The organism is Blautia sp. MCC269 (assembly GCF_018785655.1).
Lineage (GTDB): Bacteria > Bacillota > Clostridia > Lachnospirales > Lachnospiraceae > Blautia_A.
In genome coordinates this window covers 29,736-50,792 of record NZ_WQQE01000029.1, presented here as the reverse complement: position 1 = coordinate 50,792, position 21,057 = coordinate 29,736, and the positions used below count along the sequence as shown (strand labels likewise).

Genomic DNA, 21,057 nt, shown 5'->3' with positions numbered 1-21,057 from the left:
AAAAAAGATACCGTAAGGTCATCAGTCTTGATGAGTTTACGGTATCCTTTTTGAAGTGTAAAGCGGAATGGGAAAGACCGCTTTGTATTACAATTATATTTAAAAAGGAAGGAGACCGGGAGTTTTAACACTCCCGGTTAAAAGTATGAAAAAGAAAAAGTTGTTTAGCAGTTGCATTTACTTGCTTGCTGTTTACAGGTAATAATATATCGAAAAAATGTGAGCAAATCGTGATGCAATTTTGAAGAATCTGTGAAACAAATTTCGGAGCAGTTCATAAAATAAAACAAAGCTGCAAGGGGGAGAAGGTTTATGGAAGCGCTTGTGAATTATATTAAACCGGAACTGCTGATCACAGCAGTTGCTTTGTATTTTATGGGAATTGCGCTGAAGGAAGCCCAGGCTGTGAAGGATAAATATATTCCACTGATACTGGGAGGTGTGGGGATCCTTGTATGCGGGATCTATGTTTTTGCAACCTGTTCCTGTAATACGGCACAGGATATCGCAATGGCTGTATTTACTTCCATGACACAGGGAGTTCTGGTGGCGGGGCTTTCTACATATGTAAATCAGCTGATCAAACAGCTGGAAAAAGATGAATAGCTGCATAGAATAAAGAGAAGACAAAAAACAGGAAATTTTTTATGAATATCATAAAATTGATCAGCAAAAAGAATTGTTATATCGGCCAGAACCGGCCGGCATATATTGTAATTCATGAAACGGATAACTGGAGTAAGGGGGCAGATGCCAAAGCTCATGCCAATGCAATGAAGAATGGCAATCTGGCTGGTACCGTGCATTATTATGTAGATTCAAAATCCGTATATCAGACGTTGGACCACAGCGACGGGGCCTGGGCAGTAGGGGACGGAAAAGGAAAGTATGGAATCACGAACCGGAATTCTATCAATATCGAAATCTGTGTGAATCCGGAAACAGATTATTATACGGCGGTAGACAAGACAGAACAGCTGGCGGCTCTTTTGCTGAAACAGTACGGATGGGGGACAGACCGGCTGAAAAGACATTACGATGCGTCAAGAAAACACTGCCCGAGACGCCTCATGGATGAAGAAAAGTGGCCGGAATTTGTGAAAAAAACAGAATTATATATGAAAAACAAAAACTCACAAAATAAAAATGAAACAGCAGAAAGTAAAAGTACGAAAAAACCAGATACAACAGAGAAGCTGAATGTACAGCTTCCGATCATCAGAAAAAACAGTACCGGGTCTGCTGTTTCCATGTTACAGGCAATGCTGCAGGTAAAAGTGGACGGAATCTTTGGAACACAGACAGAAACTTCACTGAAAGCATTTCAGAAAAATGTAAAGATCACAGTCGATGGAATCTGCGGAGCAGAAACCTGGAAGAAAGTGGCTGAACACATGAATGCAAACCGCTGAAGTATTATAAATGAACTCTGTTTTGGAAATATTGGGCAATGGATTTTAACCAACTAAAATAATTCCAAATAAATTTCCTGTGGGATTGCGAATATCCGCTTAACTCATTTTACAAAAAAATCAAAGGGAAAATCCATAGATTATTTCATGGATTTTCCCTTACTGATTTTTATCTACGCATTTTTCAGTGCCTGATCCAGATCTTTGATAATATCGTCCACGTTTTCAATACCAATGGAGAGACGGATCATTCCAGGAGAAACTCCTGCTTCAACCAGCTGTTCATCGTTCATCTGGCGGTGTGTATGGCTGGCCGGATGAAGAACCATGGTAATGGAAGCAGCAACGTGCGTGGCGATGGTTGCAAGTTTCAGACTGTCCATAAAGCGGACTGCCGCATCACGACCGCCGGTCAGTTCAAAGGAGATAACACCGCAGGTACGGCCGTCCTTCATATATTTCTGAGCCAGTGCATGATATTTATCATCCGGAAGTCCGGCATAATTTACGTGAGAAACTTTTTCGTGTGCATTCAGGTATTCGGCGATCTTCTGGGCGTTGGAGCAGTGGCGTTCAACACGCAGCGGAAGTGTCTCCAGTCCAAGATTCAGAAGAAAACAGTTCATTGGAGACGGAATAGAACCCAGATCACGCATCAGCTGAGATGTAGCCTTGGTGATGTAGGCTTTTTTGCCAAACTGTTTGGTGTAGATCACGCCGTGGTAGGATTCATCCGGCTCGGTCAGGCCGTGATACTTATGGCCGTAAGCATCCCAGTCAAAGTTGCCGCTGTCAACAATGGCGCCGCCTACCTGAACGGCATGTCCATCCATATATTTGGTGGTAGAGTGAGTGACGATATCTGCACCCCACTCGAACGGGCGGCAGTTTACCGGTGTGGCAAAGGTGTTATCCACAATAAGAGGCACGCCATTTTTGTGTGCAACCCGTGCAAATTTCTCAATGTCCAGGACAACCAGTGCTGGATTGGCGATGGTCTCCGCAAAGAGAACTTTTGTGTTCGGTTTAAATGCAGCAGCAATCTCTTCCTCTGTTGCGTCGGTATCAACAAAGGTACAGTCAATGCCAAGTTTTTTGAAAGTAACGGCAAGAAGATTAAAGGTTCCTCCGTAGATCGTAGAAGCAGCAACAACATGGTCCCCTGCTTCACAGATATTAAATACTGCATAGAAGTTGGCTGCCTGTCCGGAAGAAGTCAGGATTGCCGCAACACCGCCCTCCAGATCTGCAATTTTTGCTGCAACGGCATCATTGGTCGGGTTCTGGAGACGGGTGTAAAAATATCCATCTGCTTTCAGATCAAATAACTGGCCCATTTCATCGGTGGTGTCATATTTGTAAGTGGTGCTCTGGCAGATTGGAAGCGCACAGGGCTCGCCTTTGGAAGGAGTGTATCCGGAATGGATACATTTGGTTTCTAAGCTGTAATCGTTCATATTTAAAAATCCTTTCTGTTGTGTTTTTGTATAGAAGTTTTGGATACAGATAAGAGAATATATTTATATACTTTATATAAAACCATATGTAATTATAACTCTTTGTGTGTGAAAATACAACAATATTCTCCATAAACCTTACCGGAGTATACGGGAAATAAAACATTGCGTTCTGGTGCACACATAAAAATGTTAGAAAATTAACAGATTAAAAAACAGAAAATATACTGGAAATGCATAGCTGCGATAAAGAAAAACCACGCATAAACGCTGTAAAATCAATAAAAACTTGTGAATAAAGTAACAAATCGTGAAAAACGCATAAAAACAAAATGGAAAATTTGTATAAAAAAGATATTGCGTTCACGTGCACAAAATGATAATATAACATCATCAAAAAGAACACGAAAACAGAAAACAATAAAAGGAGTCAAGCGGATATTCGCAATCCGCTTCGCTACTTGCTCATAACCGAATAACTGCTTCACAGTTGATTCGGTTAAAAAATGAACGGAGGAATTTAAAATGTTAAGAGTAGGAATTATCGGATGCGGCGGAATGGGAAGAGATCATATCAGAAGACTGACCGAGAAGATCCAGGGAGCAGAAGTAGTAGCTGTTTCAGATGTATTTGAGGAAAGTGCAAAGAAAGCAGCCGAGATCTGCGGCGCAAAAGTTTACACAGACAGCAGGGAACTGATCAACGCAGAGGACGTAGATGCAGTATTTATCGTATCTCCGGGCTTCGCACATGTAGATTCCCTTCTCCAGGCAATTGAAGCCGGCAAGAGGATTTTCTGTGAGAAACCATTATGTACCACTGCTGAGGACTGCCTGAAAGTAGTGAAAGCAGAGGAAGCAGCAGGCAAACATCTCATCCAGCTTGGATTTATGAGACGTTATGACAAAGGCTACCAGCAGATCAAGGAAGCCCTTGCAACCGGAGAGTACGGCGAGCCGCTGATTCTTCACTGTACACATAGAAACCCGGAAGTAGGAACCAATTATAATACTCCAATGGCTGTGCACGATACCGCAATCCATGAGATCGATGTTCTTCACTGGCTGGTAGATGACGAGTATGAATCTGCACAGGTTGTAATGCCAAGAGTGACCAAATATTCTCATTCTGAGCTGAAAGATCCGCAGATCATGATGCTCCGCACCAAAAAAGGCGTGTGCATTGATGTGGAAGTATTTGTAAACTGCAAGTTCGGATATGACATCAACTGTGAAGTGGTATGTGAGGATGGTGCACTGAAAATGGCACAGCCGGCTTACCCGTCCATCCGCAAAAACGCAGCTGTATCCAGTGCCATTGACACAGACTGCTTCGTAAGATTTAAAGATGCTTACGATAAAGAGGTTCAGGACTGGGTTGACAACGCAGAAGCAGGCGTGATCACAGGACCGAACGCATGGGACGGATACCTGGCAGCGATCACAGCGGACGCTCTTGTAAAAGCACAGGAAACCGGACAGATCGAGAAAATCGTTACAGCAGTTGAGAAACCGGAATTCTATAAATAAGTATATTACAGATAAGTAAACCCCACCTTTAAACAGGATCAAGTAAGATCCCAGGCAGGGACATACAAAGAAATAAGCAGCGAATGCGATTGACTTTATCCGCTTGATCCAATAATTTTACAGAACTCCACCTCATCAAGTGTGAGTTATCATACCAGCTTATTGTCGCAGGCTTTCCCAATGAGCCTGTGGCGGCATTCACCGGCAGAGTCCGATTCCGATACGGTTTTATCGAAACTGCAGCGGGAAATCTGCCGGTGAGAGTAACCAGAAAGATCAGGCTGAAAAGAAATGCCTGCATGCTGGCAAATCGAAAATACGGATAACAAAAATACAAAATAGCACAAACACAAAGCAACAGAAAAATAAAAAAGAAAATAAGAACCGGTAAAGTCTGCATGATCCAACAGAAACAGCAGAAACAGGGGCGTTTCCCCTGTACGCAGAAAACAGGACATAGGGATTCAGACAGAGTACACCGGTTCCAGACATATGGAGGGTATCGAAGATGAAATTAGGATTTAATGAAGCAACTGCACTGGAATGTAAAGGACAGTCTCTTATGGCAGATCTGGAGATGTGCGAGAAATATGGATTTGATTACATTGAGATCCGTTTTGACTGCGTAAAAGACTATCTCAAAGAACATACACTGGAAGAACTGGCAGACTGGTTTAAGAATCATCACCTGAAACCGTGGGCATACAACACCCTAATCTTTTTCAACCAGAGAGATGAGGCAGGGGAAAAAGAAATCGATGAAGAAGTAGATTTTATCCTGAAAGTTTCCAAAGCGATCGGAATGAAAATGCTGATAACAGTTCCAAGTTTTGATGTAAAAGACAAATCTGTCAGCGAGATCAAAGAAGAAGCAGTTGCACGTCTTCGCTACCTTTCTGACAAAGTGGGCGCAGATATGAAGATCTCCCTGGAGTTCTGTGGTGCACCGAACTGCTCTATCAACCAGTTTGGAACAGCATACGATGTAGTAAAAGCAGTAGACAGAGACAATGTTGGCGTTACCGTGGACACTTTCCATTTCCATGAGATGTGTTCCCGTCTGGAAGACCTGAAAGCAGCAGACGGTAAGAAGATTTTTGCATACCACTTAAACGATTGTGAGGATCTTCCACTTGGCTCCTGCGGAGACGACAAGAGACTCTGGCCGGGAGAAGGCGTGGTAGATCATGCTGGAATCGCGGCAGCACTGAAAGAGATCGGATTTGACGGTGTATGCACCATCGAAGAGTTCCGTCCGGAGTACTATGCAATGAGCCACGAGGACAATGTGAAAAAAGCAGCAGAAGTTACCAGAGATTTTGTACAGAAATATTTCGGATAATTCATTCAGAAAGGTCCGACCTTAAACCGATAGGAGGTAGATACTATGGCTGGTAAGGGAATCCCCGAATTGTTGAATTATAAGCAGAAGGGTAAAGACTTGAATGAATTCATCAAGGTTCCGGTGTCAGAAAAACTTGCGTACTGTTTTGGCGATCCGGCGCTGACTCTGATGTATACCATGACAACAACTCTGCTGATCTATTTTTATACCAATGTTGTTGGAATTTCAGCAGGAGCTGTTGGAATGATCATGCTTTTGTCCCGCATTTTTGATGGATTTTCCGATGTGTTGATGGGAACCATTATCGACAGGACTCATTCCAAATATGGAAAAGCCAGGATCTGGATCTTAAGACTTGCGGTTCCCTATGCGCTGGCAGCGGTGCTTCTTTTTACCATGCCGCCGCTTGGAAACATGGGAAAGATCATCTATGCTTTTGTGACCTATAACATTATGAACACGGTTGTATACACTGCCATCAGCCAGCCGTTCCACGCACTGGGATCTCTGATGAGCCGTGACCGCCGTGAGCGTGATGTGATCTGTAACATCCGTATGGTATTGTCTATCACGGCAAGTATGATCATTACCGCGTTCACGCTGCCGCTGATCAATATCGTGGCAAATGTTACCGGCAACCAGCAGATGGCCTGGATCCTGGTAACAGCAGGTTATGCGATCATTTCCGTCGGCGTGCTTGTGAACACTTACATGGTCTGTACAGAGCGTGTTTCTGCGGCAAAACAGGAAAAAGAAGATATTCCTTTTGTGGAAGCTTTTAAAGCAACCGTTACCAACCGGTATTTCCTTATCGCCCTGGGGCTGATGATCTTTTATACTGCATATCAGATCATCATTGGAACGGACCTTACCTATTATTGTCAGTATGTACTTGGAAATGTAGACCTTGTTATGCCTCTTTCAGCAGCGGAGAAACTGGCAACTGTGGCAGGAATTGCCCTCCTGCCAAAAGTGCTTCCCCGCTATGGAAAAAGAAATCTCATCTGTGCAGGCTGCATCCTGGGTGTTGCGGGACAGCTTCTGTTCCTGATGAATATTACCAGTGTTTCTCTTGGCGTTGTGACCTGTATCATGAGAGGAATCGGAATCGCACCGTTCTATGGCGTGCAGTATTCTCTTCCAAGTGATGCCATTGAGTATGGCCAGTGGAAAACAGGCAAACGTGTGGAAGGTCTGATGTTCTCATCTATGAGCATGGGCCAGAAAGCCGGTTCCGGACTGACTTCCGCTATCATGGGTGGAATCCTTTCCGCTGCATATTTTGATGGCACCAAGGCAACCGCAGCAGAGCAGTCTGCAGAAGCTATCCGTGTGATCAAAGGTTTTTATCTGTATGTTCCGGTAGCAATCTGGGTAGTGATGTTTGTGATCGCGGCCTGCTATCAGCTGGATAAAGTCTATGACAAGATGATGCGGGAACTGATCCAGAGAGAATCCGGAGAAGGAAACGTTTCTGTACCGGGAGAGATCCAGTCCATGCCAGCACCGGCAGTTTCCGGAAACAGGATCAATGTAGCGATTGGAAGACTGTACGGCAGCAGCGGAAGAAAAATCGCGGAGGATGTTGCAAAAGCATTGGACTGCAGGGTTTATGACCGTCAGATCATCTGTCTCATGGCAGAAAAATTCGGCATGGAAAAAGCAGATCTGGAAAGTGTGAGACAGTATCTGGATTCCTACAATTACGAAGATTCCGAGCTTACGTTTTCCCCGTACGGACATTCATCGGCAGGTGCGGCAGCAGATTATACAGGTGCCCAGATGTTTGAGGTGCAGAGCCGGATCATCCGTGAACTTTCAGAAAGGCGTCCTGGTGTATTCCTGGGAAGATGTGCCAACTATGTGCTTCGTGGAGAACCGCATACATACAGCTTTTTCGTATATGCAGATGATGATTACCGGGAAAAAGAAGGCCGGGAATATTATAAAGGCCAGTCTCTTGACGAGCTGAAGAAGCGTGACCAGATCCGAAATGAATACTATGAAAAATTTACCGGAATCCGCAGAGACGATCCCCATTATTATGATATGGTGATCAATGTTTCCAAAACAGGTGCAGCCGGAGCGGCCGGTCTGATCCTGGATTATATCAAAAATAAAGAAGAAAAAGGAGGGAATGCGTCATGAAGATCGCATTTGATGTAGATGTGCTTGCAAAACAGATGGATATCAATCGTATGGTCCATCAGGTGGCAGACTGGGGATATAAATATATCGAGCAGTCCCCGCATCCGAGGATCAATCCGTTCTATAAACATCCGCTGTTTTCCAAAGAGTGTGAACAGGAATACAGACAGGCTTTGCGGGAAACCGGCGTGGAGATTTCTTCCTTTATCGTTGTATACCGCTGGTCCGGCCCGACAGAGGAACAGAGACAGTTTGCAGTTGCCAACTGGAAACGGATGATCCAGATCGCCGGGGATATGGGCGTGAAGGTTATCAATACGGAGCTTTCCGGGGATCCCAACCAGCAGGAAATCTGCAATGGAATGTGGTTCAAATCCATGGAGGAGCTGCTTCCGCTGATCGAGCGTGAAGGTATCCGTGTGGAAATTCAGTCTCATCCTTATGATTTCTGCGAGTTGAATAATGAGACCTGTGATATGGTAAAATCTTTCCGGTCTCCGAACCTTGGTTATGTGTATTCTTCTCCTCATGGTTTTTTCTATGATGAGGGCAAGGGAGATGTGCGGTCTATGTTGAAATATGCGGGGGATGAGCTGACTCATGTGTTGTTTGCAGATACTTTTAATCAGACTATGGATTGTCGGTATATTTTAAATCCGCCGTGGCTGAATGGTCGTGGAAAAGCGGATGTGACGGTGCATCAGCATCTTGCCATGGGTGAGGGTGATGTGGATTTTGATGGTATTTTTGAAACCTTAAGAGAAATGGATTTTGCGAATAAACAGCTGAGGGCGGATGCGCCGAAGGCTGGTGGTGATAATATTGCCTGTGTTTCGATGTTTGGTTTTCCGGAGAAGATGGATAAGCAAGCACCGGAGGCTCGGGAGAGGATTGAACGGGAATTATTAAAATAGTGGTGGGGAAAAATCTGTCGTGCTGGGTGCGGCGGATTTTTTCTTTTTTGATTAGTAAAACGGACGCCCCGGGCAGCGGAATGGATCTGCGGCTGTTTCGGAGTCTAGTGCTGCTAAGCGTCTGAAAGATTGCTAAAAGCATTCAGAAAAATGCAGAACTCGCTGCGCTCAGACAGCTGACATTTTTCTGAATAACGCAATCTTCCAGGCGCTAAGCAGTACTACGGCTCCTGCAAAGGCCAGCAGATCCATTCCGCTGCCCGGGGCTGTGTGTTCAAAGTGGGAAGTTGGATGGGGGTGTGCGTCCGTACAGATTTTGGGAGGGGTAGGGTGGCTGTGTGACGGTGTGGGCGGAGGTATAGGGTTGTTGAGGATGATAAGTTGAGTGGCTGCTCGGTGGGGGGGGTGGGCCGTCGGGCGCTTCGCTGGACGGCTGCAATGGCTTAGTTTGTATGTGAGATGATGTGTGGGGTATAATGATAACGATTGTTTATATGAAGAGGCGATGTCCGTCCCCCCTAACGTCAGCTACCCAGAATTAAGTCTTACATTGCGGAATTAAACTTTATATTTAACACAATATAATAACGATAATAACAATTAGATACTTGACCTAAAGTAAACTTTAGATGTTAAAATATAAAAAGTAACGTGTGAATGACAGGAATGTAGAGAGGATAGAAAATGAGTGTAGAGAATATAAAAACAGATAAAGAATTAAAGGGTGCGTATCTTACAGGGGAGCGGCCTTTGTTTCATGGGAAGAAGTTGCATATTGAACAGACGATTTTTAATGATGGGGAGTCTCCGCTTAAGGAGAGTCGGGATATTGTATTGGAGAACAGTTCGTTTCAATGGAAATATCCGCTCTGGTACAGCAAAAATATAGAGGCGAGGGATTGTACCTGGCTGGAGATGGCGCGTTCTGGGGTGTGGTATACGGATCATATCCGGATCGAGGATACGTTGATTGAGGCGCCGAAAAATTTCCGCCGCTGTCATGATGTGACTCTTGATAATGTGTATCTTGCCAATGCGGCAGAGACGTTCTGGAACTGTGAGGGTATAAAACTTGCACATGTACAGGCCAGGGGTGATTATTTTGGCATGAACAGCACAGATATCACTATCGATGATTTTAAACTTGTTGGTAATTATGCTTTTGATGGTGCAAAAAATATGGAAGTCCATAATGCCAGAATGTTGTCAAAAGATGCTTTCTGGAACAGCGAAAATGTTACGGTATATGATTCTGTGATTCATGGAGAGTATCTGGGCTGGAATTCAAAAAATCTCACATTTATCAACTGTACCATAGAAAGTCTGCAGGGACTGTGTTATATTGAAAATCTGAAAATGATCAATTGTACCCTTTTGAATACAACTCTGGCTTTTGAGTATTCGAAAGGGATCAATGCACAGATCAACGGCAGGATCAAAAGTGTCATGAATCCGTCAGAAGGCAGGATCCAGGCAGATGAGATTGAAACACTGATTCTGGATCCGGAAAAGATCGATCCGGCTGAAACCGAAATTATCTGTCCCACAGTTGGGGAAAAGCTGGATAAAGCACCGGAAGCATAAAAGCGCTGACAGATAAAGAAAGGAAAAAGAAATGAGCATATTTGACGAAAAAACAGACCGCCGGCATACTGGCTCCATGAAATGGGATGTAACAGAAAAAGAACTTCCTATGTGGGTGGCTGACATGGACTTTCAGACAGCTCCACAGATAACGGAAGCCATTGTAAAAAGAGCACAGCACGGAGTATTTGGATATACCCTGATTGAAGATGAATGGTATGACGCCTATCAGAACTGGTGGAAAACACGCCATGAGTGGTCTATCGAAAAGGAATGGCTGATTTTCTGCACAGGCGTTGTACCTGCAATCTCCAGCATTGTGCGTAAGATGACAACCACAGCAGAAAAAGTTGTGGTCATGACTCCGGTATACAATATTTTCTTTAATTCCATCATCAACAACGGCCGGTTCATCCTGGAAAGCCCGCTGCATTACGAAAATGGTGCCTATGAGATCGACATCACAGACCTTGAGGAAAAACTTTCAGATCCGCAGGCATCCTTACTGATCCTCTGCAACCCACACAATCCCATAGGAAAGATCTGGGACAAAGAAACACTGGCAAAGATTGGCGAATTGTGTGCAAAACATCACGTGCTGGTATTATCTGATGAGATCCATTGCGACCTGACAAAACCAGGCAAAGACTATGTACCTTTTGCCTCAGTATCAGAGACATGCAGAGAAAACAGTATCACCTGCGTGGCGCCTACAAAAACTTTTAATCTGGCAGGTTTACAGACCGCAGCAGTGATCGTCTCGAATCCTGTACTTCGGCATCGGGTCAACCGTGGATTAAATACAGACGAAGTGGCAGAACCAAACGTATTTGCAGCCATCGCACCGGTAGCTGCATTTAACCACGGAGCAGAATGGCTGGACAGCTTAAGAGAATATCTCTGGGAAAACAGACGATATGCAGAAGACTTTATCACAAAAGAAATAAAAGGAATCCATGCAGTCAGAGGAGAAGCCACATACCTGCTCTGGCTGGACTGCCGCGAAGTAACCGACGATGCAACCAGATTCTGCACCTTCATCCGTCAGCACAGCGGACTCTACGTATGCGACGGCAATGAATACAAAAACGGACAAAGCTTCTTACGCGTAAACCTCGCCTGCCCCAAAGAAACAGTAATAGACGGCCTCAACCGCCTGAAAGACAGCACCCAGGCATACTTGGAACAGAAAAACAAAGCTGAATAGATAACAAAACAGAAGCAAATTCCAATAACCCCATCTAACTGAAAAAATCAAGAGACCTGGAGTTTACAGTAATTTCCCGGAATATACATTCCTGGTAATTGTTGTAAACACCAGGCCTTTTTTATTCAAAAAAATGTTAATCACTAAATTTACCAGGTAAAAAAATATCAAGTAATTAATTAACCAAAAATAAATACACACACGAATTCATTTTATTTAAAATTTGAACACCCCTTCGCCATCCATCCCCGTCCGTCTGCAACCAATCCATCCATTCCTTAACAAAAACTTTACAACAAATCAAACAACTGTCTTGTCACATGTAAAGAACTATGGTATTATGTGTAAGATATTTTGAAAAAACCACAAAACAAAAGCAGGAATAAAAGAAAAACCCCCTGCAGGAAAGGTGAAAATAATGACAGTAGCAGAAGAAATCCAGAAATTAAAAAAAGAAAAAGACGCCATCATCCTGGCACACTACTACGTGCGCCCCGAAGTACAGGACGTAGCAGACTATATAGGAGATTCCTTTTACCTCAGCAAAATCGCAGCCAGCGCAAAAGAAAAAACCATCGTATTCTGCGGCGTAGGCTTCATGGGAGAAAGCGCCAAGATCTTAAGCCCCGACAAAACTGTACTCATGCCCGCAATGGACGCAGACTGCCCCATGGCACACATGGCAACTGAAGAAGGAATCCGAAAAGTAAGAGAAGAATACGACGACGTAGCAGTTGTCTGTTACATCAACTCCACAGCAGCCTTAAAAGAACTCTCCGATGTCTGCGTAACCTCCGCAAACGCCGTAAAGATCGTAAAAGCACTCCCAAATAAAAATATCTTCTTCATCCCGGACAGAAACCTGGCCCACTTTATCGCAGAACAGGTACCGGAAAAACACTTCATCTATAACGAAGGCTTCTGCATCGTTCACGAATTTATGGATCCCGAAGAAGTAAAAGAAGCAAAAGAAGCCCATCCGGAAGCGCTTGTGCTGGCCCATCCGGAATGTCCTCAGACAGTCCTGAAACAGGCAGATTATATCGGAAGCACATCCGGGATCATCAAATACGCTCAGGACAGCAACAACAAAGAATTCATCATCTGCACAGAATGTGGCGTACAGTACAAACTGGAAACCACCTGCCCGGACAAAAAATTCTACTTCACAGAAACCGTACCGGTCTGCAAAAACATGAAAAAAGTATTTCTGGAAAAAGTACTTCACGTTCTGAAAACCGGTGAAAATGAAGTTTATGTGACCGATGAAACAAGAGAAAAAGCAAAGAAACCGCTGGAACGGATGCTGGAGCTTGCAAAATAGAGACAGAGAGGCGAAAACAATGAAAATCAAGACAGACGTAGTAATCGTAGGAACAGGCGTTGCGGGAATGTTCAGCGCACTGAAACTTCCAAGAGACAAGAAAATCGTGATTATCACAAAAGAAGATATGCGAAGCAGCGATTCCTTCCTGGCACAGGGCGGGATCTGTGTACTCCGTGATGAAAATGATTATGACAGCTATTTTGAAGACACCATGAAAGCAGGACATTACGAAAACAGAAAAGAATCCGTAGACATTATGATCCGGGGATCCAGAGATGTGATCAATGACTTGGTAGGTTACGGCGTGGACTTCAAAATGGATGGAGATGATTTTGCCTACACAAGAGAAGGTGCACATTCCAAACCGAGGATCCTTTATCATGAAGATATCACAGGAAAGGAAATCTCCGAAAAACTTCTGGGACAGGTCCTGAAACTTGAAAATGTAACTGTTCTGGAATATACTTCCATGCAGGACATCCTTGTAAAAAACGGCAAATGTATCGGATTGAAGGCAGTTTCTGCAGAAGCAAACAAAACACGTCTGGAAGCAATGGAAGCAGGAGAAAACGTAAAAATTCAGGAAGAAATTCAGCCAGGCGGAGAGCTTCCGGTAGAAATCTATGCGGAGGATACCATCCTTGCAAGCGGCGGAATCGGCGGAAGATATCAGCATTCCACCAACTATCCACACCTTACCGGTGATGCCCTGGATATTGCGAAAAAACACAATGTACGTCTGGAACATCTGGACTATGTACAGATCCACCCCACAACACTGTATTCCAAGAAACCTGGCCGCAGATTTCTGATCTCCGAGTCCGTCCGCGGGGAGGGTGCAGTGCTTTATAACAGCAAAAAAGAACGCTTTGTCAACGAACTGCTCCCAAGAGATGTGGTAACAAAGGCAATCCAGGAAGAGATGAAAAAAGAAGGAACCGACCATGTATGGCTTTCTATGGAAAACATTGACAAAGATACCATCCTTCATCATTTTCCGCATATTTACGAAAGATGCCTGGAGGAAGGCTACGATGTAACAAAAGAATGTATCCCGGTAGTTCCTGCCCAGCATTATTTTATGGGCGGTATCTGGGTTGATTCTGACAGCAAGACCAGTATGGACCAGCTGTATGCAGTAGGCGAAACCAGTTGCAATGGGGTACATGGAGCCAACCGCCTGGCAAGCAATTCCCTGCTGGAAAGTCTTGTATTTGCCAAACGTGCCGCAAAAGCAATCTCCACTGAAAAGAAAAGTGCTGCAGGAGCAGCGTGAAAGAAAGAGAAGGTACTGTATAATGAATAAGATCACAATGACACTCCAGGTAGACCACCTGATCCTGGAGGCTTTAAAAGAAGATATTTCAAGTGAAGACGTTACCACCAATTCCGTTATGAAAGAGGCGGTTCCGGGAGAAGTAGATCTGATCTGCAAAGAGGACGGAATCATTGCCGGACTGGAAATTTTCAGCCGTGTATTTACACTTCTGGATGCTGACACAAAAGTAGAATTATTCTGCAAGGATGGCGACGAAGTAAAAAAAGGCCAGAAGATGGGAAAAGTTACCGGTGATATCCGTGTACTTCTCTCCGGTGAGCGTGTAGCCCTCAATTATCTTCAGAGAATGAGCGGAATTGCAACTTATACCCATTCCGTTGCATCCCTTCTTGAAGGAACCGGCATCACCCTTCTGGATACAAGAAAAACCACACCGAACATGCGTATTTTTGAAAAATATGCAGTACGTGTAGGCGGCGGCCAGAACCACAGATATAATCTTTCTGACGGAGTCCTTCTGAAAGACAACCACATCGGAGCAGCAGGAAGCGTTGCGAAAGCTGTAAAAATGGCACAGGAGTATGCTCCTTTTGTCCGTAAGATCGAAGTGGAAGTAGAGAGCCTTGCCCAGGTAAAAGAGGCAGTTGAAGCAGGCGCAGATATCATCATGCTTGATAATATGACTCCGGAAATGATGAAAGAAGCCGTACAGCTGATCGACGGAAAAGCCAAAACCGAGTGTTCCGGAAATGTTACAAAAGAAAATATTGCAAAGATCAGGGATGTTGGTGTAGACTATGTATCAAGTGGTGCATTAACACATTCTGCACCGATCCTTGATATTTCCCTGAAGAACCTTCATCCGCTTTCCTGAAGATCACGGAATTTTACAGAATACCGAGTGCTGTGACAGAAAAATATCCGGAACATCAGAAAAGCAGAAGGATGTATTGCCGGAAGCAGATATCAGGACCAAAAGTACAGGCACAGCCAGGAAAGGGGAAGCTTAAATGACTGGTTCAGAACGCAGGACAGCGATCATGGATCAAATTAAAAACAGTGACCGGCCGGTCTCGGGAAGCGCTCTGGCCAAAACATTTCAGGTCAGCAGACAGGTGATCGTGCAGGATATTGCACTGATACGTGCAGAGGGGAATAATGTGATCTCCACCAACCGGGGATATATCCTCAACGCCCCGCATACAGTGAGCCGGATCTTTAAGGTGCATCATACAGATGCGGATCTGGAGAATGAACTCTGCGGAATTGTGGATCTTGGCGGAAAAGTGATCAACGTAATGGTCAATCACAGAGTTTACGGACACATCGAGGCAGAACTGAATATCGGTTCCAGGCGCCAGGTGGAGAATTTTATGGAGGACATTCGAAACGGTAAGTCCAGTCCTCTGAAGAATATTACATCGGATTACCATTACCATAAAGTAGAGGCAGAATCAGAAGAAATTCTGGATATGATCCAGGATATGCTGAAAAGACGAGGCTTTCTGATCGAAGCAGAATAATAGAAATCGGATACAAAAAGAAAAGATGTACAGAATAGGGAAATTCTGTTAGAATAAGAAAAGTGAAATGAAAGATAAGAGAAGGAATCCTGTATGAACAGGGTTCCTTCTTGCACCCTGTAAAAAATGCACAGGTGGGGGAAAACAGGCTGCAAATATGGGACGAGAAAGAACAGCAGCCGGATATGTATGGAGGGGAAATGGATTCTCAGAGTTTATTTACATTTATTCTGGAAATGGCGGGAACGATTGCATTCGCTGCTTCTGGAGCAATGGTAGGAGCACAGAGAGGAATGGATATTTTCGGGATCTGTGTTCTGGGCGTGGTGACAGCCGTGGGAGGTGGAGCGACCAGAGATATCATTCTGGGAATCGTGCCGCCGGGAATGTTTCAGAATCCCATATATACCATTGTGGCAACTGTGACATCCTGTATTGTGTTCGCCATAATGTACTGGAAACAGGAACTGCTGGAAGGAGAGAACCGGCTGGTCTATGATAAGATAATGCTGGTGATGGACTCTGTGGGCCTGGGTGTGTTTACAGTTATGGGAGTGGATAAAGGGATCACGGAAGGATATATGGGAAGGACGTTTTTTCTTGTATTCCTTGGAACGGTTACAGGCGTTGGCGGCGGACTGATCCGTGATATGATGGCAGGCGTGCCGCCGTATATTTTTGTGCGCCATATCTATGCCTGCGCTTCCATTGTAGGTGCCATTGTCTACGTGTGGATATACCGGTTGTGGGGCAGCGTTCCTGCCATGGTGATCGGAACTGTGGTGGTGATACTGATCCGGTATCTGGCAGCCCATTACCGGTGGAACTTGCCGAGGCTTCGGAGAGAATAAGAGTAGTAATACAGGAAAAGATCCGGAACATTTGAAAGATAATGTTCCGGATCTTTTCTGGCTTTCATTTGGTTTATATTGCGTAGAAAGATTTTTATATGTTTTTCTTATAAAAGGATCATGCGTCTGTATCCTGCAGAGCCAGGAAGCCTTCTTCACCGGTACGGATCTTGACAACGTTTTCGATGTCGTAAACGAAGACTTTACCATCACCGATCTGGCCGGTATGAAGAACTGCTTTTGCAGTGTCAATAACTTTCTGAACCGGTACAAGGCTTACAACGATCTCGATCTTAACCTTCGGGCGGAGGTTCATGTCTACTTCAACACCACGATAGTAGGTTGGAGCACCTTTCTGAACACCACATCCCATAACATTTGTAATAGTGATACCAGTTACCCCGATCTCGTTCATGGCCTGCATAAATTCGTCCAGCTTGTTCTGACGTGTGATGATAACAACTTTTGTCAGTTTGTGTACGCCGTCAGCAGGAATCTCAGGAACAGATTCAGCAGGAGCGGAAGGTGCGTGTTTGATAACCGGATCTTTTACGGAAGTTCCCATTGGAGCCGGAGCTTTTGTCATGGTATCCTGTACAAAGAATCCGTCGTATGCACTTGCAAGACCGTGCTCTTTCATATCCAGACCTGCGATCTCTTCCTCAGCGGAAACACGAAGGCCGATGGTGTGTTTGATCACCTGGAAGATGATTGTCATCGTAACAGCTACCCATGCGATGGTGATGGCCATACCAATGAACTGAACACCGAAGCCGTGGAAACCGCCGCCTGTGAGAAGACCTTTCCATTCTGTGCCAGCACCGTCTGAGAAAAGTCCTACAGCCAGTGTTCCGAAAGCACCGTTAAGGCCATGTACACCGACAGCACCAACCGGGTCATCAATTTTGAGAAATTTGTCAATAAACTCAATACCAAATACTACGATAAATCCGGAAATGATTCCGATGATAGCTGCAGAGGTAGGAGATACGGTATCGCAGCCTGCTGTGATCGCTACCAGTCCTGCAAGGGAACCATTGAGTGACATGGAAACATCTGGTTTTTTGTAGCGGATCCAGGTGATCAGCATAACGGTTACAGTTGCAACAGCAGCAGCAAGGTTGGTTGTCACGAAGATTTTTCCTGCGCTTACGATGGCATCGCCTTCCATGCTGACGGTAGATGCACCGTTGAAACCGAACCAGCAGAACCAGAGGATAAATACACCAAGTGCGCCGACAGTAAGGTTGTGGCCAGGAATGGCTCTGGATTTACCGGATTTGGAATACTTTCCGATACGAGGTCCAAGTATGATGGCACCGATCAGCGCGGCAACACCACCGACCATATGAACGGCACAGGAACCTGCGAAATCATGAAATCCCATCTGGCTGATAAAGCCGCCGCCCCAGATCCAGTGACCGGATACCGGATAAACAACAAGACTGATCAGAAGACTGTAGATACAGTAGGAGATGAACTTGGTACGTTCTGCCATGGCACCGGAGACGATGGTAGCAGAGGTAGCACAGAATACAGTCTGGAAGATGAGAAATGCCCAGAAAGGAACGCCATCCGGAAGCATTGCATTTCCATAGTTTGCCTCTGAGGCGATTCCTCCGATCTTACCGAAGAACCCGTTTCCTGCACCGAACATGATACCGAAACCAACCAGCCAGAAGACCGGGGTACCGATACAGAAGTCCATCAGGTTTTTCATAATGATGTTACCTGCGTTTTTTGCTCTTGTGAATCCTGTTTCGACCATTGCGAATCCGGCCTGCATGAAGAAGACCAGTGCCGCACCGACGAGGACCCAGATTGTGTTTACTGAAGAATACATAGTAACACTCCCTTTCCCAATTTTTTTCTTCCTATTATATAAGGCATATACAGGAAGGATTTTTACAATACCGGATCATAAAACAGATAGAATTTATCCAGTATCAGTATAACGAAAAAGCGCGGGAGAGAGGAAATTCCCTTCCGCGCCTTTACGAAACAAAATTAATATATGTAAAACAGGGGATATCTGTATCGTGTGATTAATGGATGAGGAAATCGATAATGAATTATGAAGTAGAGTTCATAAGGGATATCCCCTGTATTTACTGTATGAAATTGTTTATCTGATCAAGTATCAGATGGAGAATAACAGCTCGTCGTATGTCGGATATGGAAGTAACTCATCCGGGATCAGAGCTTCTGCCTCATCTGCAGATTTTCTTAAAGTATCCATGTCTTCAAGAACAGTTTCCTGATAAGCTTTTGCGCAGGCAAGTACATCGTCGGAAGCGGCGAGAGCTTTTGCTGTGTCAGCTTTTAGTGTCTCCAGATCTTTAGTCATGGTGTCAGCAAGTGTGCTCAATTTGGAGATCAGAGCAGCTTCGCTTGCTACAGAAACATCAGCTACTACGGATTTCTTTACAGCAGCAGTGTCAGCAAGTTTTTCAACATATGTAAATACGGAAGGAATTACCTGCTTCTGGATCATCTCAGCCAGAGTGTTGGACTCAATGTTGATGGTCTTGTAATAGTTCTCAAGCCAGATCTCATAACGGGAGAACAGTTCTTCCTTTGTAAAGATGCCATGTTTTGTGAACAGCTCGATGTTTTTCTCATCAACGAAGTGAGGAAGAGCATCCGGAGTTGTCTTCAGGTTGTAGAGACCGCGTTTTTCAGCTTCCTCAACCCACTCGTCTGTATAACCGTTGCCGTTGAAGATGATTCGTTTATGATCTTCGATGGTTTTCTTGAGAAGTGCATGTACTGCGCTTTCCATCTCTTCTTCCGGAACATCTTTAAGAGCTGCGCTGAACTCGGAGAGAACTTCTGCAACAGCAGTGTTCAGTACGATGTTCGGGTTTGCAACGGATGCTGCGGAACCAAGCATACGGAATTCGAATTTGTTTCCGGTGAATGCAAACGGTGAAGTACGGTTTCTGTCGGTGGTATCTTTTGTGAAGTGTGGAAGTACTTTTGCACCGATATCCATCTGTACGGCATGTTTGTTGTTAAAGAAGGTATCATTCTCAATGGATTTGAGGATATCTGTCAGCTCATCTCCAAGGAAGATGGATACGATTGCTGGCGGTGCCTCGTTTGCTCCAAGACGGTGATCGTTTCCTGCACTTGCAACAGATACACGGAGAAGATCTGCGTAATCGTCAACGGCTTTGATAACAGCTACCAAAAATACCAGGAACTGTGTATTCTCTGCCGGTGTTTTTCCAGGGTCAAGAAGGTTTACACCTGTGTCTGTGCTCATGGACCAGTTGTTGTGTTTACCGCTTCCGTTGATTCCCTCAAATGGTTTCTCATGAAGGAGGCAAACCATGTTGTGCTTGTCGGCAACTTTCTTCATGATCTCCATGGTCAGCTGGTTGTGGTCAACTGCAACGTTTGTGGTATCAAATACAGGAGCCAGCTCGTGCTGTGCAGGAGCAACCTCATTATGTTTTGTTTTGGCCGGAATACCAAGTTTCCAGAGCTCTTCGTCAAGTTCGTGCATGTAAGCGGCAACACGTGGTTTCAGGGCTCCGAAGTAATGATCTTCCATTTCCTGTCCTTTTGGTGCGGAAGCTCCCAGAAGTGTACGTCCGCAGAAGATCAGGTCTTTTCTCTTCTTATAGAGATCTTTGTCAACCAGGAAGTATTCCTGCTCAGGTCCTACCGTTGTATTGATGTGACGGACCTCTTTGTTTCCCAGGATGTGAAGAATACGAACCGCTTCTTTATTCAGAACATCCATGGAACGGAGAAGAGGAGTTTTCTTATCCAGTGCCTCTCCGCTGTAGGAACAGAATGCGGTAGGAATGTAAAGAGTTTTATCTTTGATGAATGCCGGTGAAGTAGGATCCCATGCTGTATATCCTCTTGCTTCGAAAGTAGCACGAAGTCCGCCTGACGGGAAGCTGGATGCATCCGGCTCACCTTTTACCAGTTCTTTACCGGAGAAATCCATGATCACCTGTCCGTCGCCGGTCGGGGAGATGAAACTGTCATGTTTCTCGGCGGTTACGTTTGTCATTGGCTGGAACCAGTGTGTGTAATGTGTCGCACCGTTTTCAGTAGCCCATTCTTTCATTGCAACTGCTACGGAATTTGCAACATCCAGTTCCAGATGTGTTCCGTTTTCAATTGTTTTCTTTAATGCTTTGTACATGTCCTTTGGCAGTTTGCTACGCATCACTTTATCGTTGAATACAAGGCTGCCATACATTTCCGGGATACTCTGTGCCATATAGGTACACTCCTTTCGATTTCACTCATTCATTATAATTTTTAATTATCTTATAAGGACCGTCCTGTTTCTCTTATAAGAAAAACAGACCGGAAAAACAAAAAAAGCGCTTCAGATACTTGTCGTATCCAAAGCGCCTTTGCTTTATGTGATGCAGTATACACCAAAATAAAATATTGTCAAGAGCTTTTTTGAAAAAATCTAAAAAATCGACCCGGGAGAGGGGAGTGTCGGAAA

General features: G+C 44.7%; 16 protein-coding genes. 13 read left to right on the top strand and 3 right to left on the bottom strand.

Annotated elements, in window-relative coordinates:
• The first annotated feature begins 312 nt into the window (after window positions 1–312).
• Both GPK88_RS10200 and GPK88_RS10195 read left to right on the top strand, forming a co-directional pair.
• Complete coding sequence (locus GPK88_RS10200; protein ID WP_021976274.1) at window positions 313–606, top strand: phage holin family protein; 294 nt, start codon at window positions 313–315, stop codon at window positions 604–606.
• A 41-nt stretch (window positions 607–647) separates the two neighbouring features.
• Complete coding sequence (locus tag GPK88_RS10195) at window positions 648–1,412, top strand: peptidoglycan recognition protein family protein (RefSeq protein ID WP_021976273.1); 765 nt, start codon at window positions 648–650, stop codon at window positions 1,410–1,412.
• Window positions 1,413–1,585: 173 nt separating this feature from the next.
• On the opposite strand, the gene GPK88_RS10190 is transcribed toward GPK88_RS10195, so the two are convergent.
• Window positions 1,586–2,869 carry an O-acetylhomoserine aminocarboxypropyltransferase/cysteine synthase family protein gene (locus GPK88_RS10190; RefSeq protein WP_021976272.1) on the bottom strand — a complete coding sequence of 428 codons (1,284 nt, stop codon included), beginning with the start codon at window positions 2,867–2,869 and terminating at the stop codon, window positions 1,586–1,588.
• Window positions 2,870–3,394: 525 nt separating this feature from the next.
• Between GPK88_RS10190 and GPK88_RS10185 the strand changes: the two genes are divergently transcribed.
• The 11 genes from GPK88_RS10185 to GPK88_RS10135 all read left to right on the top strand — a co-directional run bounded on the left by GPK88_RS10185 (window position 3,395) and on the right by GPK88_RS10135 (window position 16,577).
• Window positions 3,395–4,399, top strand: a complete 1,005-nt coding sequence (locus tag GPK88_RS10185) for a Gfo/Idh/MocA family protein (protein ID WP_021976271.1) — start codon at window positions 3,395–3,397, stop codon at window positions 4,397–4,399.
• A 508-nt stretch (window positions 4,400–4,907) separates the two neighbouring features.
• Window positions 4,908–5,741, top strand: a complete 834-nt coding sequence (locus GPK88_RS10180; protein WP_118062631.1) for a sugar phosphate isomerase/epimerase family protein — start codon at window positions 4,908–4,910, stop codon at window positions 5,739–5,741.
• 45 nt (window positions 5,742–5,786) lie between these two features.
• Window positions 5,787–7,892 (top strand): cytidylate kinase family protein, encoded by a 2,106-nt coding sequence (locus GPK88_RS10175; RefSeq protein ID WP_173762586.1) that lies wholly within the window; start codon window positions 5,787–5,789, stop codon window positions 7,890–7,892.
• A complete protein-coding gene (locus GPK88_RS10170; protein ID WP_215707758.1) occupies window positions 7,889–8,806 on the top strand; it encodes a sugar phosphate isomerase/epimerase family protein in 918 nt (305 codons plus the stop codon). The genes GPK88_RS10175 and GPK88_RS10170 overlap by 4 nt, the downstream gene beginning before the upstream one ends.
• A 684-nt stretch (window positions 8,807–9,490) precedes the next feature.
• A complete protein-coding gene (locus GPK88_RS10165) occupies window positions 9,491–10,390 on the top strand; it encodes a DUF3737 family protein (protein WP_148447546.1) in 900 nt (299 codons plus the stop codon).
• Window positions 10,391–10,421: 31 nt separating this feature from the next.
• Entirely contained in the window at window positions 10,422–11,597 is a 1,176-nt protein-coding gene (locus GPK88_RS10160) for a MalY/PatB family protein (RefSeq protein ID WP_215707757.1), read from the top strand.
• A gap of 418 nt (window positions 11,598–12,015) precedes the next feature.
• Window positions 12,016–12,921: a quinolinate synthase NadA gene (gene nadA, locus GPK88_RS10155; RefSeq protein WP_148447549.1), complete on the top strand. Its 906-nt coding sequence runs from the start codon at window positions 12,016–12,018 to the stop codon at window positions 12,919–12,921.
• A gap of 19 nt (window positions 12,922–12,940) precedes the next feature.
• Window positions 12,941–14,200, top strand: coding sequence for an FAD-binding protein (locus tag GPK88_RS10150; protein ID WP_118062626.1), 1,260 nt, complete (start codon window positions 12,941–12,943; stop codon window positions 14,198–14,200).
• Window positions 14,201–14,222: 22 nt separating this feature from the next.
• The gene (gene nadC, locus GPK88_RS10145) at window positions 14,223–15,077 is read left to right on the top strand and encodes a carboxylating nicotinate-nucleotide diphosphorylase (RefSeq protein ID WP_148447553.1); all 855 of its coding nucleotides are present in this window, start codon (window positions 14,223–14,225) and stop codon (window positions 15,075–15,077) included.
• Window positions 15,078–15,213: 136 nt separating this feature from the next.
• A complete protein-coding gene (locus GPK88_RS10140; protein ID WP_118062624.1) occupies window positions 15,214–15,726 on the top strand; it encodes a transcription repressor NadR in 513 nt (170 codons plus the stop codon).
• A 200-nt stretch (window positions 15,727–15,926) separates the two neighbouring features.
• Entirely contained in the window at window positions 15,927–16,577 is a 651-nt protein-coding gene (locus tag GPK88_RS10135; RefSeq protein WP_021976261.1) for a trimeric intracellular cation channel family protein, read from the top strand.
• A gap of 118 nt (window positions 16,578–16,695) precedes the next feature.
• On the opposite strand, the gene GPK88_RS10130 is transcribed toward GPK88_RS10135, so the two are convergent.
• Together GPK88_RS10130 and GPK88_RS10125 are read right to left on the bottom strand one after the other, a co-directional pair.
• A complete protein-coding gene (locus tag GPK88_RS10130) occupies window positions 16,696–18,420 on the bottom strand; it encodes an ammonium transporter (RefSeq protein ID WP_173772334.1) in 1,725 nt (574 codons plus the stop codon).
• A gap of 297 nt (window positions 18,421–18,717) precedes the next feature.
• Window positions 18,718–20,820, bottom strand: a complete 2,103-nt coding sequence (locus tag GPK88_RS10125; protein WP_173772332.1) for a glutamine synthetase III family protein — start codon at window positions 20,818–20,820, stop codon at window positions 18,718–18,720.
• Window positions 20,821–21,057 lie beyond the last annotated feature (237 nt).

Coding starts and splice junctions, on each gene's coding strand:
- nadA (WP_148447549.1), top strand. CDS start 12,016: ATGACAGTAGCAGAAGAAATCCAGAAATTAAAAAAAGAAAAAGACGCC.
- nadC (WP_148447553.1), top strand. CDS start 14,223: ATGAATAAGATCACAATGACACTCCAGGTAGACCACCTGATCCTGGAG.
- GPK88_RS10130 (WP_173772334.1), bottom strand. CDS start 18,420: ATGTATTCTTCAGTAAACACAATCTGGGTCCTCGTCGGTGCGGCACTG.
- GPK88_RS10180 (WP_118062631.1), top strand. CDS start 4,908: ATGAAATTAGGATTTAATGAAGCAACTGCACTGGAATGTAAAGGACAG.
- GPK88_RS10190 (WP_021976272.1), bottom strand. CDS start 2,869: ATGAACGATTACAGCTTAGAAACCAAATGTATCCATTCCGGATACACT.
- GPK88_RS10135 (WP_021976261.1), top strand. CDS start 15,927: ATGGATTCTCAGAGTTTATTTACATTTATTCTGGAAATGGCGGGAACG.
- GPK88_RS10170 (WP_215707758.1), top strand. CDS start 7,889: ATGAAGATCGCATTTGATGTAGATGTGCTTGCAAAACAGATGGATATC.
- GPK88_RS10160 (WP_215707757.1), top strand. CDS start 10,422: ATGAGCATATTTGACGAAAAAACAGACCGCCGGCATACTGGCTCCATG.
- GPK88_RS10140 (WP_118062624.1), top strand. CDS start 15,214: ATGACTGGTTCAGAACGCAGGACAGCGATCATGGATCAAATTAAAAAC.
- GPK88_RS10125 (WP_173772332.1), bottom strand. CDS start 20,820: ATGGCACAGAGTATCCCGGAAATGTATGGCAGCCTTGTATTCAACGAT.
- GPK88_RS10175 (WP_173762586.1), top strand. CDS start 5,787: ATGGCTGGTAAGGGAATCCCCGAATTGTTGAATTATAAGCAGAAGGGT.
- GPK88_RS10195 (WP_021976273.1), top strand. CDS start 648: ATGAATATCATAAAATTGATCAGCAAAAAGAATTGTTATATCGGCCAG.
- GPK88_RS10165 (WP_148447546.1), top strand. CDS start 9,491: ATGAGTGTAGAGAATATAAAAACAGATAAAGAATTAAAGGGTGCGTAT.
- GPK88_RS10200 (WP_021976274.1), top strand. CDS start 313: ATGGAAGCGCTTGTGAATTATATTAAACCGGAACTGCTGATCACAGCA.
- GPK88_RS10185 (WP_021976271.1), top strand. CDS start 3,395: ATGTTAAGAGTAGGAATTATCGGATGCGGCGGAATGGGAAGAGATCAT.
- GPK88_RS10150 (WP_118062626.1), top strand. CDS start 12,941: ATGAAAATCAAGACAGACGTAGTAATCGTAGGAACAGGCGTTGCGGGA.